The following is a 15,065-nucleotide window of genomic DNA, read 5'->3' as shown; positions in this document are numbered from 1 at the left end:
CGTCCCGCTTCCAGGAGCGCCGAGAGCAGCTTCGAGGCTTGAGCGTAGTCGCCGTACTCGAAGGTGACCCGCGCGTGGTTCATGGCATCGATCGCGGCGCGCGTATCTTCGTCCGACGGCGGCGCCGGCTGCGCTTGCGAGAGGAGGATGACGGCGAGGAGCGCGATCATCAGGGCGTGGCCTGCGCGTAGTCGAGCGTGTTCACCGAACCGGCCTTCAACTCGATGGACAGCTTGCGATCGCCGATGGTCACGGTCGCGCGCTGCGCGGGCGCTTCCATCAAGGCATAGGGCAGCGGATTCGCCGCCGTTCCCACCACGACCGATCCCTTGCCGGTGTCCACCGCGACCCGGGCATCGCGAGGTGCATTCAGCACCTCGAATTCCGCCGGCCAGGCTTGGCCGTACTCGAGCTTGTACATCTGGCCGGGCTGCTTTTTCGTCACCGTCAGAAGCTGGCTGTTGACCTTGCAGCAGCGATGACGCACGAGAACACGGTGGGGGCCGGGCGAAAGCTTGAGCGAGAACATGGTCTCGTAGCCGAGCTCCCGGCCGTCGACGGTGACTTGGGCGCCGTAACGCGTGTGGAGCTTGACGTCCAGCACCTCCGGCGCTTTCTGCGGCGGCGGGGGAGGACGCTTGTGCATCGTCTCGGCGGGAACGGCGGGCGGAGCGGGGTTTGGCGCTTGCTGGCGGTCGTTCCTGGCGCGCTCTTCCGCTGCTGTTTTCTCCCGCGCGACGCGTTCCGAGGCGAGCTTCGCTTCGGCAGCCGCGGTTGCGGCGGCTGCGAAGCGAGCGCGCCTGATTGCTGCGCGCAACTCCCAGCCGGCGGCGCCGAGTACAGCCAGAGCCACCAGGGCGACGACGGCGCGCCGGGCCAGCTTGAAGAGACGCTCCCGCCGCCGGATGCGCTCGACGCGCCCTCTTGCTTGGGCATTCGAAGCATCGAGCGCGAGAGCGCGCCCGAATGCCGCCAGCGCCGCGCTGGTGCGCTTGAGCGCCAGGTGCTCCTCACCGGTCTCGAGGCAGCGGGCAACCAGTCGCGCCCGCACGTTCGCGGCGTGGGCTTCCGGTGCACGGACGAACGCCGCCAGCTCGCGGACCGGGTCGTCGATTCCGGCCTTGGTCAGCAGGCGTTCCAGCTCGAGCTTCACTTCCGCCGCGCTCTGGTACCGCCTGGCGGGATCGTTCTCGAGGCAGCGCGCGATGATCTTCGCCTGCTTCGAGGATGCTGCGGAGAAGTGCGGCCGGCGAGGTGCCCTGGTAAGGAAGCTTCCCGCAGGAGAGCCAATAGAAGATGGTTCCGAAGGAGAACAGGTCCGCGCGCGGATCCGCCGGACGGCCCTCGATGGTCTCCGGCGCCAGGTGCGACGGCGATCCGAGGATGCTCCCGGTGACGGTGAACTTCTCGTCGGGGTCGAGCAGCGCGGCGATCCCGAAGTCGGTCAGCTTCACCACTCCGTCGTCGCGGACCATGATGTTCTCGGGCTTCAGATCGCGATGTACGACTCCGGCGGCATGCGCGTGCTGCAGCGCCTCGGCGATGGGCAAGAGGCAGGCCGCGGCCAGCTCGGGAGGATCGAAGGGGTGCTCGTCCGCGAACGTCCGCAGGGTCTGGCCCCGGATGAACTCCGTGACGAGATAGCTCGGCTGCGCCTGAGGCCCGGAGAAATCGTAGACGTCGAGGATGTAGGGATGGTGGAGACGGGCCACCGCGTGCGCCTCGCGATCGAAGCGCTTGCGGATGTCCTCCCGGGAATGCAGGTGTGCGTGGAGGACCTTCACGGCCACGGTGCGGCGGAGCTGTGTGTCCCAGCCCCTCCACACCACGGCCATTCCGCCTTGCCCGACCTGTTCCTCGAGCCGGTACCGGCCGAGCTCCACTACACCTCCCGGGAACCGTGACGCGCGTGTCGCGTTTCTACAGCGAAACGGGGACCAGCGCCATTCGGTTGAACCGGGACATTCTCGTCAGCCGCGGCGGCCCGTCCGGACGCGACTGAGGAGCTCCTCGAGCATTTCCTTCGGCTCCCTCGGCAGCGGGCGGGCGACCGGCAATGGCGCGAACGACGCCGCGTGCGCCCGGGCGGAGCGCTCCGCGCTGACGGAGGCCGCGGAGACGGCTTCGAGCTTCTCTCCGGCGCCGAGGTCGGCCTTTCGGCGGGGATGGGCGAGCGCACGCAGCTCTTCGAGGCGCTCGCGCAGCAGGACGTTCTGCGGATCGGCGTCCACTGCCCTCTCGTATGACTCTGCAGCCTCTGCGAACCGGCCGGAGCTCGCGTGCATCTCGCCGACTTCGGCGCTGCTGACCGGCGCCGCTCTTGCGTCGGCTTCCTCCGGCTCCGCGCGCCTGCGACTCACCATCTCGCTCGGCTGGAGCAGCGCGCGCACCGCTTCCATCCGCGTGCGGATGCGCTCGTCGTCCGGCTGCTGGGCGAGATACGCGTCGAAGTGCTCCAGCGCGACGAGCAGCTCGCCGCGGCGCACCGCCCTCTCGGCCTTCTGCTCCAGCTCGTCGGGCGTCATCGGGAGAATTGTACCGAATGCGCAATCAGGGCGCGAGCAATGGCTGCCCCGCGGGAAGGAGCCCGTGCGTCCTGCTCTCCAGGGCGAGCTGCTGCAGCCCGTCGACGGCGCTGGGGAAGCGGGGTGCGAATCCCAGCGCGCGCAGACGCTGCGTGTCGTACCAGCGATCCGCCGAGAGCTGCTCGAGCAGGCTCGGCTCCAGCCGCGGCGGAGCGACGGGCGGCTGGCCGTCGAAAGCCAGACGCCATCCCCGGGCGATGCGCCGGTTCAGCGGACCCCACAAGACCCAGTCGGGAAGGTGCTTCGCGAACCACAGACCCATCCGTGCAGGGCGCGGGGAGTAGGGAAGCCTGCCCGCTTCTCGCGCTCCTGCCGCCTGCAGAACCGCGCGGGCGAGCTCCTCCAGGGGCAGCGGCGCGTCGTCGGCGACGTTGAAGGCGCGGCCGTCGAGATCCTTCGCCTCAGCACCGACGAGCAGCGCCGCCTGCGCCACGTCCTGCGCGTGCACCGTATGCACCACCGGCCCGCGCCGCGGCACCCAGAGCGAACGTCCAGCCTTCGCGGCCAGCGCGGCGATGGCGAGAACCACTGCCAGGCCCCGGCGCTGCCGCGGACCATAGGTGAGCGCCGGCCGCAGCACTACCAGCTTCAGCCCTCGGGTGCGGCGCCAGAGAAACGCTTCCCGCTCCACCGCCCAGCGCGTCTCTCCGTGGCGATCCACGGGCAGCTTCACCTCGCCCTCCTCGCAGGGAAGGTTGCGAGGGCGGCCGTACACCGTCGTGCTGGAGAGCAGCAGAAGCGGCGCGCCGGCCTGCAGCGCGGCGGCCATCGCTGCCCGCGCCGAGGCCAACGCTACCGGCACGTCATTTGCCGCGGGGAACGCGGCATGCGCGATCAGCCGCACCTTGCCCGCCAGCTCCGCCGCGGCGAGGGCCCCATCCGCCTGCGACAACTCCGCTTCGCCGACGAGGGCGCCAGCCGCCCGCGCGGCGGTGAAGTCGCTCCCAGGGCGGTCGAGCGCGCGCACCTCCCACCCCTCCTGTGCGAATGCCTCGCACAGGTGCGAACCGATCAGCCCGGCGGCGCCGGTGACGAGGACTGCGCGCACAGGCGCCGATCTGTCACGGCGCGCGCGACGCCGCAACCCGATGAGTCGATGGAAAAATTCATACGTACAGTGTGGGCGGCGGACCTGCAATTCGTACACTTCGCGGGCGCGCTCCGGCCCGATATGCTCACTCCTCAACCCAGAGGGAGCCGCCGCACGTGCAAGGTCTCGACGCACTCCTGATCGAGAGGTCGCCGGATTTCCTCGTGATCCTCGACGCGGAGATGCGTGTCGTGAGAGCGAGCGCCGGCCTCCGCTCCGCCGTTCCGCTGGTGGCCGCGGGGGAGGACTTCCTTCGCTCGCTCGACGATGCTTCGCAGGCGCGGCTGCGCCAGTCGCTCTCGCTGCACCACGATGCGACGTTTTCGCTCTCGCTCGAGCTCGTCCACCGCGGGCGGGAGAGGCTGATCAGCACGACGTACCGGTTCTTCGCCGTCGAGCGGCCGTACCTCGCGGCAGTGGGGCGCGAGTCGGCGACTTCCTCGGAGCTGGTCGATCAGGTCGACGTGCTGCGCCGCAGGTATCACGAGTCGGTCTCGCAGCTCGCGTCGCTGACGGGGAGGCTGCGGGAGCTGGCGATGATCGATTCGCTCACGGGCGTGCTGAATCGGCGCGCGTTCCTCGATCACGCCGACGGCGAATGGGTCCGCCACCGCAGGCACAACCACGCGCTCGCCTGCGCGATGATCGACGTGGACGGCTTCAAGAACATCAACGACACGTTCGGACACGCGGCGGGCGATGCAGTGTTGCAGCACATCGGCGCGCTGGTGCGCGCGACGCTACGGGCGAGCGATCTGCCGGCGCGGTTGGGGGGAGATGAGTTCATTGCGTTGATGCCGGAGACGAATCTCGATGGAGCGCGCGCCACGGCGGAACGGTTGCTCAGTCGCGTCGCGGCGCGGCCGCTCACGGTGCTGGATCAGAACTTTGCCACCACGCTTTCGATCGGCGTGGCGAGCGCGGACGGATGCGACACGCTCGAGGAATTGATGGCGCAGGCGGACCGGGCGATGTACCGGGCGAAGAAAGAGGGTCGGGCGCGCGTGTGCACAGCACTGCCGGCAGCGCCACCGGCGAAAGCCGGCGGAACCTAGCGCTCCTGTCGGTGAGGAGCCCCGTGCCGACGAACATTCCGAGGTGATTGATCCCAAGCTCGCCCCGTATGCCGATGGCATCATGGAGGCTGAGCCCTTCCGCCCCTGAAGGCGGCGGTGTCAGGCGTGCGCTTGAGGTTCCGGTGGCTTCGGCTCCCCGGCCTGTGGTTGCTCCGGTGGCGGAGGGTTCTTCTCCGCCTTCAAGAAGGGATCCTCCTCCAGCGCCGACCGCAGGACGTCGTCCATCGAGTGGGCGAAGATGAACTCCATCTCCTTCTTGGCCTGCTCGGGGACGTCGATCAGGTCCTTCTTGTTGCGCTCGGGAAGGATGATCCGCTTGATGCCTGCCCGGTGCGCTGCGAGGACCTTCTCCTTGATGCCGCCGACCGGCAGGACCAGCCCGCGCAGGGTTGCCTCGCCGGTCATCGCCACGTCGCCACGGACCCGGACCCCGGTGAGCAAGGAAGTCAGCGCGGTGAAGATCGTCACGCCCGCCGAAGGACCGTCCTTGGGAATGGCACCAGCCGGGAAGTGGATGTGGATGTCGTTCTTCTCCAGGAAACGCGGGTCGATGCCGAGCTTCTGCGCCCTGTTCCGCGTATAGCTGAGCGCCGCCTGGCATGACTCCTTCATCACGTCGCCGAGCTGACCGGTGAGCGTGATGCCGCCCTTGCCCTGCATGCGCGTGGCCTCGATGAAGAGCAGGTCGCCTCCGGCGGCGGTCCACGCGAGTCCGGTGGCCACCCCCGGGAGCTCGGTGCGCTCCGCCGTCTCCGAGTAGTGCTTCTCCGGCCCGAGGATGATCTCCAGGTCCTCGGCTTCGATGGTCCGCTTCGCGGAGGAGCCCTTCGCGACGTCGACGGCGACGGCGCGGCAGACGTCCGCGATGGTCCGCTCGAGGGTGCGCACGCCCGCCTCTCGCGTGTAGCCGCCAATGAGCTTCGCCAGCGCGCCGTCGGCTATCTCGATGTTCTCGATGGACAGGCCGTGTTCCCGGACCTGCTTCGGGATCAGGTGGTTGCGCGCGATGTGGATTTTCTCGTCGAAGGTGTAGCCGGGCAGCTCGATGACCTCCATGCGGTCGCGCAGCGGCGGCGGGATGGGGTCGAGCTGGTTCGCCGTGGCGATGAACATGATCTTCGAGAGATCGTACGGCACGTCGAGGTAGTGGTCGGAGAAGCTGTTGTTCTGCTCCGGGTCCAGCACCTCGAGCAGCGCGGCGCTCGGGTCGCCGCGGAAGTCGGCGCCCAGCTTGTCGATCTCGTCGAGCATCATCACGGGATTGACGGTGGCCGCCTTCTTCATCGACTGGATGATCCGCCCAGGGAGCGCGCCGACGTAGGTGCGGCGATGCCCGCGGATCTCGGCCTCGTCGCGGACGCCGCCCAGCGAGAGCCGCACGAACTTGCGGTTGGTGGCGCGAGCGATGGACTGGCCCAACGACGTCTTGCCCACGCCGGGAGGTCCGACCAGGCAGAGGATGGGGCCCTTCATGTCGTTCTTCAGCTTGCGGACCGCCAGATACTCGAGAATGCGCTTCTTCACCTTCTCGAGGCTGTAGTGGTCCTTTTGCAGCACGCCCTTGGCGTTCTCGACGTCGAGATTGTCCTCCGTCTTCTTCGACCAGGGCAGATCGGCGATCCACTCCAGGTAGGTGCGGGCGACGGTGTACTCGGAGCTGGCGGTGGGGATGCTCTTGAGCCGGTTCAACTCCTTGTTGGCAACCTTCTCCACCTCCGGAGGAAGCCCGATCTTCTTCAGGCGCTCGCCCAGCTCGTCGAGCTCCTCCTCCTCCTCGCCCAGCTCACCCAGCTCCTCCTTGATCGCCTTGAGCTGCTGGCGAAGGTAGTACTCGCGCTGGGTCTTGGACATCTCGCCCTTGACCTGCGAGTCGATCTTCGAGCTGAGTTTGAGAATTTCTCGCTTCCGATTGAGGAGCTCCAAGACGAGCTTCATCCGCTCCTTGAGATCCACGGTTTCTAATACCTGCTGCTTCTCCTCGATGGGCACGTCGACGTTGGCGGCGATCAGATCGGCAAGGTGACCGGGCTGCGTGATCGACTCGACGAGCTCGGTGGCAGCGGCCGGGAGCTCAGGCATCATCTCGATCACTTCGCGGGCGAGCTTCTTTAGATTGATGCCCAGCGCCTCGATCTCCACCTCGTCGATGGGCGCCTTGTCGTCCACCGGCTCGATCCGCGCCTTGAGGTAAGGATGCTCCTGCACGAGCTCCACTACGCGGAAGCGCGCGAGGCCCTGGACGACGAGCGAGTAGTTGTCCTCGCCCATCTTGAGCAATTTCACGATCCGGGCCACCGTCCCCATCTTGTGGAGGTCCTCGGCGCCGGGATCTTCCTCCTCCGCCTTGCGCTGGGTGACGACGCCGATCACCTGGTCGTCGCGAACGGCATCCTTGATCAAGGCGATGGTCTTCTGCCGGCCCACGGCCAGCGGGAGCACTCCGCCGGGGAAGAACACGCTGTTTCGCAGCGGCAGGATGGGGAGGACCGCCGGGATGTCCTCCTTGTTGATCAGGCCCGGGGCTGCCGGGGTGACGACTTTGCCTTTCTCGGACATCCTTGTTCTCCCCGTCCTCTCTGGGAAACTTGATTCCGCGTGTCTAACGGCGAGTTCGCAATGTAGCCACAGCAGAGAACCTGACAATAGCCCAGAGTTGGCGGGGCGGCATGCAAGTTGCCGCAGCCTTGACGGCACGCCGCGGCGTCCAAACCTTGCCGGCCATCCGGGGTGTGGTGGGGGACCCCAACTGCATGCGCGTCATCACCTCAGTCACGCTGCTCGTCTCTCTCTGCGCCTGCCAGAGCTACGTCGCCGTGCCTGTGCAGCCCGTGACACTCGTCGGGGTCTCGCAGCGTAACAAGGTGCGCGTGTTCACCAAAGCGGACGTGCTGCTCGTCATCGACGACAGCTTCTCGATGAGCGGCAAGCAGCAGCGGCTCGCAGCGGCCCTGCAGAACTTCACCGGCCAGCTCGACGCGTTGGATCCTCCCGTCGACTATCAGGTGGCGGTCACGACCACCACTGTTTCCGAGCGCCTCGGCGCGTGCGGTCCGGCGGGCGATCCGTACGCGGCAGCCGAGTGCGACAGCGAATGGGAAGCGACCGGCTTTTCCTGCGATTCCGGGCTGGCCTGCTTTCGTTCCTTCTCGAGCGCGGGGCACTTCAACCAAGGAGCGCAGGCGCCCAGCGCAGTCCTGCGCAGAAGTGACTACACCGCGCAGCAATTTGCCCAGGATCTGGCGTCCTCCGTGCAGGTCGGCGTGAACGGCTCGCGCCAGCCGCAGGGGATGGAGGCGATGAAGCTGGCGCTGCGGCAGGCGGGATTCTTGCGCGACGCATCGAAGATCGTGGTCGCGTTCTTCAGCGATGCCGAGGACTGCTCCGACCCCGGGCACCGCTTGGCAATGCTGACGAAAGATCCAACCACGGGAAACGTGGTCGACCAGTGCGCGATCATGGCCCGCGGTGGCGTTCCCTCCGCGCTCGAGCCGGTGGCGAATTACGCCAACTACCTGCGCGGCCTCAAGGACTCCGATGGGACGCCCAAGGAGGTCGAGATCGGCGCCATCGTGTCCCTGCAGGACGGGTCGCAGGACCCGGGGATCTGCGCCAACCCCACCTGCGATGCAGCCTGCGACGCGCCCGCCGGTGTCTCCGCCTGCGATACGCGCTGCAAGTCGTCTCCGACCTACCAGATCTGCATGGCGGATTGCGCCGCGGAATGCCACACATTCTGCGGAGGACAGGTGCCCGGCCGGCGGTATCTGGAGCTGGCGTACGCGTTCTCCGGCGTCGGCGCCAACGTCTGCAGCGACGACGCCAGCCCCTCGCTGTCCCAGCTGTCCGCGGTCATCGGGATTCCCAAGCAGGTGCTGCTCCGGGCCCCGCCGTCCTCGCCGGAGCTCCTGCTGGTTCGCGTCGAGCGGGGCGGCCAGACGCTGGAGTGCGCCGCCGGCCAGGGGTATCAGATCGTCACCACGTCCGACGGTCCCGCGGTGCAGTTCGAGGGCAACTGCCTGCTTCAGCCCGACGACACCTGGGACCTGCGCTACCTGACCAATCGTTAAAGGCGTAACCCGATGCGCAGGCCGAGCTGGGTCCGGTCCGGGCTGACGAAGCCGATCTCCGCTCCGAACTCGAGATCGCGCGCCAGCAGGCCGAGCCCGACCGCGGCGTGGCCGCGGAACGTATCTCCGCCGGTGAAGATGATCCACGGCCCTCCAACGCCTTCGATGTAAGCGCGGCTCACCCGGATTCGGAGGAACACGTCCAGCGGAACGCCTCCGCTGGTGGGCGACGTGGTGATCAGCCCGCCAAAGCGGGCGCCGACGGACACGCGCCTGCCCAGCGCGGACTCGACCCCGAGACCCAGCGAGAAGACGCCCGGCCCGCCATTCAGCAAGGCATCGGCGCCGAGCCGCAGCGACAGCGGCGACGCACGCGCGGGAACCGCAAGGGCCAATCCAACGCAGACGGCGACCGGGAACATTCGACGCATCCGTTTCCTCCTCGTTCGCCGGAGTCTGCCATGCCATTGCCACGCCGCCGATTTCCTTGGCGCGTCCCACGGAGCGCGTCGGGTTGCCCATGGTGAGCGGCGGTGGTACGCCTTCGGCTCCCATGCTTCTGCTCGCGTTCCTGCTCGTCGCGCAGCCGACGCCGCCGGGCCCGCCATCGGCGCAGCGTCCGCCCACGGCCCCGGAGGGACCGGCGGGGTGGCGCGAGCAATTCGACGAGCTGTGGCGCCACCGGGACGAGGAGGGCGTCGAGAAGAAGCTCGAGCAGATCCTCCAGCAGCAACTGGCCGTCGAGCCGCGATCGTTCGAGGCGAACTGGCGGCTGTCGGCGCTCTACAACTGGGAGGCGGACGCGAAGGAGGCGGACGAAAAGGCCGCGCTGGGAAAGAAAGCGTGGGACGCCGCCGACAAGGCGGTGGCGGCCAATGCGGGCGACGTCCGGGGCCAATACAACGGCGGCGTGGGCATCGGGCTCTATTCCGAGGGAGTGGGGATCATCACGGCGCTCTCGCAGGGGCTCGAAGGCAAGTTCCGCGACCGGATCCTCGCCGCGTTGCGCATCGACAAGGACTATCTCGACGGAGCGCCGCAGGTGGTCTGGGGCCGCTACTTCTTCAAGCTTCCCTGGCCGAAGCGTGACGTCGGACAGGCGACGAAGATCCTCGCGGAAGCGGTTCGCACGCACCCGGGCAATCTGCGCGGGAAAATCTACCTCGCCGACTGTTATGCCGACGGAGACAAGGTCGACGAAGGAACGAAGCTCGTCCAGCAGGTGATCAACGCGCCACCCGGCGAGGACCCGCCGGAGGAGCGGCGCATGAAGAAGAAGGCGCGGAACTGGATCGAAGCGCACGGACCGCCCAACACGGCGCAGTAGGAGATCTCCCATGGCAACAGCAGAGAGCCACGTCAGCGCGATGCAGAAGCAGCGCAGCGAGCTCGCCAACATCCAGTCGGTCGCACAGCTCTTCCGCCAACGCGCCGGGACCGATGCGCAGCGCACCGCCGCGCGGCGCAAGGTTGCCGGCAGGTGGCTGGACGTGTCCTGGACGCAGTTGGCCAGGGAGAGCGAAGAAACCGCCTGGGGTCTGATCTCGCTCGGCGTGAGGAAGGGAGAGATGGTTTCCATCCTCGCGGGCACGCGCGTCGAGTGGACGGTCGCCGACCTGGGAACCGCGCTCTCCGGCGCGATCGCCGTCCCCATCTACCAGTCGAACACCCCGGAGGAGTGCCAGTTCATCCTCGAGAACGCGGGGGTGGTGGTGGTCTTCGTCGAGGATCAGAAGCAGCTGGCGAAAGTGCGGCAGCAGCGCAGCCGGCTTCCCAAGATCCATCACGTGGTCGTCATCGAGGGCCACGGCGAGGGCGACTGGGCGCTTTCCCTCGAGCAGCTCCAGGCGCGCGGGCGCGAGCACAAGGCGCGCGTTCCCGGCGAGCTCGATCAGCGCCTGCAGTCGCAGCACCGCGACGACCTCGCGACCATCCTCTACACCTCGGGGACGACCGGCGTTCCCAAGGGCGTGATGATCACCAACGACAACATGCTCTTCGCCGCCGAGGTGGTGGTGGGCACCGGACTGCTCACCCGCGAGGACAGCCATCTGCTCTTCCTTCCCTTCGCGCACTCCTTCGCGCAGATCATCAAGGCAGCGTGGCTGGGTAGCGGCCTGACGATGATCTACGCGGAGTCGGTGGACAAGCTGGTGGACAACGCCTCCGAGACGTCGCCGACCATCCTCTCAGCCGTGCCGCGCGTGTACGAGAAAGCGTTCAACTCGGTGGTTGCCGGCGGGATGGCGAATCCAGGCCTGCAGGGCGCGCTGTTCCGCATGGCGATGCGCGAGTTCGAGCAGTACGCCAAGGCCAAGGCGAAGGGAGAGCCGTACAACTCGCTCGCCTTCACGCTGGCGAAGAAGCTGGTGTTCCCCAAGGTGAAGGACAAACTCTCGAAGCGGTTCGGCGGGCGGATCACCAAGTTCGTCTCCGGCGGCGCGCCTCTGGCGAAGAAGATCGCCTACTTCTTCGATCTGCTCGGGTTCCACATCCTCGAGGGCTACGGGCTCACCGAGACCATCGCCGTCACCAGCGTCAATCTGCCCGGCCAGAACAAGCTCGGCACTGTAGGGCGGCCGCTCCCCGCCGTGGAAGTGAAGATCGCCGAGGACGGAGAGATCCTCATGCGCGGACGCAACATCATGCGCGGCTACCTCGGCCTGCCGGAAGCGACCGCAGAGGTGATCGACAAGGAAGGCTTCTTCCGTACCGGCGACATCGGCGACATGGATTCCGACGGGTATCTCAAGATCACCGATCGCAAGAAGGACCTGATCAAGACCTCCGGCGGCAAATACATCGCCCCGCAGGCGCTGGAGGGCGCCCTGAAGACGGGAAGCGAGCTGATCAGCCAGGTGGTCGTGATCGGCGACCGGCGCAAGTACGTGTCCGTCCTCGTCACCGTGGCGGAGCCCGAGGCGAAGAAGCTCACCGGCGCTGCCAGTTACGCGGACGCGACGCGCAGCCCGCTGTTGCGGCAGAGGATCCAGGAGGCGATCGATCGGGTGAACGCGACGGTGCCCTCGTACGAGACCATCAAGCGGTTCACGATTCTCGATCGCGACTTCACGCAGGAGACCGGCGAGCTGACGCCGACCATGAAGGTGAAGCGGAAGGCGGCGACGCAGAAGTTCAAGAAGGAGATCGACGCCATGTACGACGGAGAGAGCGTCGACTGATCCGGGGGGACCATGAGCCCGTCACGTCGTGCCTTCCTCGCTCTCAACGGCGCCGCTCTCGGTGCCAGCCTTGTACCGCGGGGGCTCCTCGCGGCCGTCGAGTCGCGTTCACAGCCGATGCCCCGCCTGGACGATTGGGCGAAAGTCCGCGCCCAGTTCCGTCTCGCGCCTGACTACGTGCACCTGGCCGGCTTCTACATCTCCTCGCACCCAGTGCCGGTGCGCGCGGCCATCGACGCCTGGCGGCAAGCGCTCGACGAGAATCCGTTCCTCGTCGTGGAGCGCGGGATGTTCGAGACGGAGGCCGAGAACCTGCAACGCAAGGTCCGCGAGGACATCGCGGCGTACCTCGGCGGCCGCCAGGAAGAGATTGCGCTGACCCCCAACACCACCACCGGGCTTGCGCTCGTCTATCACGGCCTCCCGCTGAAGCCGGGCGACGAGGTTCTGGTGACGACGCACGACCATTTCTCTCACCACGAGGCCATTCGCTTCGCCACGGAGAGAAACGGCGCGTCGGTCCGGAAGTTCGCCCTGTTCGACGAGGCGTCGACTGCCACTGCGGGGACCATCGTCGCGCGCGTTCGCGAGGCCATCCGGCCTGCCACCCGGGTCCTGGGCATCACCTGGGTGCACTCGAGCACCGGCATGCGGCTTCCCGTGCGGCAGATCGCCGACGCGCTGCGGGAAGTGAACCGGCAGCGCGCTGAGAACGAGCGCGTGGTTCTCGTCGTAGACGGCGTGCACGGGCTTGGGGCCGCGGACGAGACCGTCGCCGCGTTGGGTTGCGACTTCTTCTCCGCCGGCGCGCACAAGTGGATCTTTGGTCCACGCGGTACTGGCATCGTCTGGGCGCGCGCGGAGAGCTGGGCGCGGCTCAAGCCGATGATTCCGTCCTTCTCCGATCTCGAGCCGTACAGGGCCTGGATGGACGATCGGGCGCCTGCCACTCCCAACAATGCCAGCCGCGCGACCCCCGGCGGCTTCCTCGCGTACGAGCACCAGTGGGCCATGGGCGCAGCGTTCCGGATGCACCAGCAGATCGGCCGCGCGCGGGTCGCCGCGCGCATCCGGGAGCTGAATGGGCGCTGCAAGGCGGCGCTCGCGGAGATCCGCGGCGTGAAGCTGCACACGCCGCTCGATCCGGAGCTGTCGGCCGGCATCTGCTGCTTCGAGGTGCAGGGGATGTCGCCTGACGCGGTGGTAAAGGCGCTGCTCGCGCGCAGGATCGTCGCCAGCACCAGCCCGTACAAGGTGAGTTACGCCCGGTTGTCCGCGAGCCTGTTCAATACGCCCAAAGAGGTGGACACCGCGGTAGCCGCGGTGCGCACGCTCGTGGCCGCATAGCCGCTGCCGCACCGGAGGTGCGCGTTTGCGCCTATGTCTTGAGGCTGAACAAGTCATGCGAAGCTCCATGCGATGTGCGGTTGCGCTCGTGCTCGCGTCCTGTGCAGGCGCAAGTCCGTCGCCTGTGTCGCCGAAGAGCACGAGCTACGACGACCTGGTCGCCCTCTTCGCCGATTGGCGCACGTTCCAGAAGCCGCGGGTCATCGACGGCGTGCCCGACTACAGGCAGGCGGCGATGGCGGCGCAGCACGACGCCCTCGCGGAATACCGGAAGAAGCTTGCGGCGATCGACCCGGCAGCATGGCCCGTGGCACGACAAGTGGACTACCACCTCCTGCGCGCCGAGATGAACGGGCTCGACTTCGATCACCGCGTCCTCCAGCCGTGGGCGAGAAATCCCGCCTTCTACGTGACGGTGGTGGGCGACGAGAGCGATCAGCCCGCGCGCGAGGGTCCCTTCGTGTTGGGGACGGTAGGGCTTTGGGAATGGAGGTTTCCGCTCTCCGCGGACCAGGGCGACGAGCTGGCGCGTCGTCTGTCACCCATCCCGGGTCTGCTGAAGCAAGCCCGCGGTAACCTCACCGGCAGCGGGCGCGACCTGTGGAACTTCGGCATCCGCGCCCTCGAGCAACAGCGCGGCTTGCTCGGGGAGCTGCGCGGCAAGGCGGGTTCTCATACGGGCCTCGCCGCTGCCATCGCCCGAGCGGAAACCGCGACTGCCGAGCTGATCGACTGGCTGAAGGCGGAAGCGCCGTCGAAGACGGGGCCATCGGGCGTCGGTGTTCGCGAGTACGACTGGTACCTGATCAACGTGCAGCTCCTTCCGTACACTTGGGCCGAGGAGCTCGCGCTGATGCAGCGCGAGTTGTGGCGGGCCAGGTCCGCGCTGGCCATGGAGGAGCATCGGAACCGCGAGCTGCCCGCGCAGTCGCCCGTCGCCAGCGACGGGGAGCACCAGCGACGCTTTGCCGCCGCCGTCAGCGAGTACATGTCGTTCCTCGCGCGGAACGACATCCTCACCGTGCAGCCCTACATGGATGCGGCGCTGCGCGCCCGGACCGGGCAGTACACGCCGCGGCGGCCGCTCGAGTTCTTCACCGAGGTCGACTACCGGGATCCGGTGCTGATGCGCACGCACGGCTACCACTGGTTCGACCTGGCGAGGATGCGTCACGATCCGCATCCGAGCCCCATCCGGCGTGGCGCGCTGCTCTACAACATCTTCGATACCCGTACGGAGGGCCTGGCGACCGCGATGGAAGAGCTGATGATGCACGCCGGTCTCTGCGACACTCGGCCGCGCTCGCGGGAGCTCGTCTACATCCTGCTCGCGCAAAGGGCGGCGCGAGCCATCGGCGAACTGCGCATGCACGCCAACCAGATGTCCGTCGACGAGGCGGCGCGATTCGCCTCCGAGCAGACGCCGCGCGGCTGGCTGCGGCTGGACGGCAAGACGGTCTGGTTCGAGCAGCATCTGTATCTGCAGCAGCCGGCATACGGAACGAGCTACCTGATCGGAAAGATCGAGATCGATCGGCTGCTCGCGGCGCGCGCCCGCGCCTTGGGGAATGCGTTCACCCTCCGCCGGTTCATGGACGAGCTGGACGCGGTTGGCCTGATCCCGATTTCGCTGGTTGGCTGGGAGCTCACCGGCTCGAACGACCGCGTACCCGGTGTCGGATGGAGCCTGCGCGCGGGCATCCACTGAATCCCGAATT

At 67.6% G+C, this 15,065-nt stretch carries 11 protein-coding genes; 6 read left to right on the top strand and 5 right to left on the bottom strand.

The features are described from left to right. Positions 1-1,010: 1,010 nt before the first annotated feature. The 3 genes from E6J58_10970 to E6J58_10960 form a co-directional block, all read right to left on the bottom strand. A complete protein-coding gene (locus E6J58_10970) occupies positions 1,011-1,883 on the bottom strand; it encodes a serine/threonine protein kinase (protein TMB37698.1) in 873 nt (290 codons plus the stop codon). An 87-nt stretch (positions 1,884-1,970) separates the two neighbouring features. Next, positions 1,971-2,525 (bottom strand): hypothetical protein, encoded by a 555-nt coding sequence (locus E6J58_10965; GenBank protein ID TMB37697.1) that lies wholly within the window; start codon positions 2,523-2,525, stop codon positions 1,971-1,973. A 25-nt stretch (positions 2,526-2,550) separates the two neighbouring features. Continuing rightward, positions 2,551-3,810 carry an NAD(P)-dependent oxidoreductase gene (locus E6J58_10960; GenBank protein ID TMB37696.1) on the bottom strand — a complete coding sequence of 420 codons (1,260 nt, stop codon included), beginning with the start codon at positions 3,808-3,810 and terminating at the stop codon, positions 2,551-2,553. Here E6J58_10960 and E6J58_10955 point away from each other — a divergent pair. Then, positions 3,792-4,730, top strand: coding sequence for a GGDEF domain-containing protein (locus E6J58_10955; GenBank protein TMB37695.1), 939 nt, complete (start codon positions 3,792-3,794; stop codon positions 4,728-4,730). The genes E6J58_10960 and E6J58_10955 overlap by 19 nt on opposite strands. A gap of 120 nt (positions 4,731-4,850) precedes the next feature. Here E6J58_10955 and lon read toward each other — a convergent pair whose 3' ends face one another. After that, positions 4,851-7,307 carry an endopeptidase La gene (gene lon / locus E6J58_10950; protein TMB37694.1) on the bottom strand — a complete coding sequence of 819 codons (2,457 nt, stop codon included), beginning with the start codon at positions 7,305-7,307 and terminating at the stop codon, positions 4,851-4,853. A 194-nt stretch (positions 7,308-7,501) separates the two neighbouring features. On the opposite strand from lon, the gene E6J58_10945 reads away from it, so the two are divergent. Continuing rightward, positions 7,502-8,818, top strand: a complete 1,317-nt coding sequence (locus E6J58_10945) for a hypothetical protein (GenBank protein TMB37693.1) — start codon at positions 7,502-7,504, stop codon at positions 8,816-8,818. Here the strand turns inward: E6J58_10945 and E6J58_10940 are convergent. Then, entirely contained in the window at positions 8,815-9,249 is a 435-nt protein-coding gene (locus E6J58_10940; protein ID TMB37692.1) for a hypothetical protein, read from the bottom strand. The two genes, E6J58_10945 and E6J58_10940, sit on opposite strands and share 4 nt — an antisense overlap. Positions 9,250-9,371: 122 nt before the next feature. On the opposite strand from E6J58_10940, the gene E6J58_10935 reads away from it, so the two are divergent. The 4 genes from E6J58_10935 (at position 9,372) to E6J58_10920 (ending at position 15,055) form a co-directional block, all read left to right on the top strand. After that, positions 9,372-10,145 (top strand): hypothetical protein, encoded by a 774-nt coding sequence (locus tag E6J58_10935; protein TMB37691.1) that lies wholly within the window; start codon positions 9,372-9,374, stop codon positions 10,143-10,145. Positions 10,146-10,185: 40 nt separating this feature from the next. Continuing rightward, positions 10,186-12,000, top strand: coding sequence for a long-chain fatty acid--CoA ligase (locus E6J58_10930; GenBank protein ID TMB37702.1), 1,815 nt, complete (start codon positions 10,186-10,188; stop codon positions 11,998-12,000). A 177-nt stretch (positions 12,001-12,177) separates the two neighbouring features. Continuing rightward, positions 12,178-13,347 carry an aminotransferase class V-fold PLP-dependent enzyme gene (locus E6J58_10925; protein ID TMB37701.1) on the top strand — a complete coding sequence of 390 codons (1,170 nt, stop codon included), beginning with the start codon at positions 12,178-12,180 and terminating at the stop codon, positions 13,345-13,347. A gap of 55 nt (positions 13,348-13,402) precedes the next feature. Next, complete coding sequence (locus E6J58_10920) at positions 13,403-15,055, top strand: DUF885 domain-containing protein (protein ID TMB37690.1); 1,653 nt, start codon at positions 13,403-13,405, stop codon at positions 15,053-15,055. Positions 15,056-15,065 lie beyond the last annotated feature (10 nt).

Source organism: Deltaproteobacteria bacterium (genome assembly GCA_005879535.1).
Lineage (GTDB): Bacteria > Myxococcota > Myxococcia > Myxococcales > 40CM-4-68-19 > 40CM-4-68-19.
Note: the sequence above shows the minus strand (reverse complement) of the source record. Positions and strands in the feature narration are given on the sequence as shown.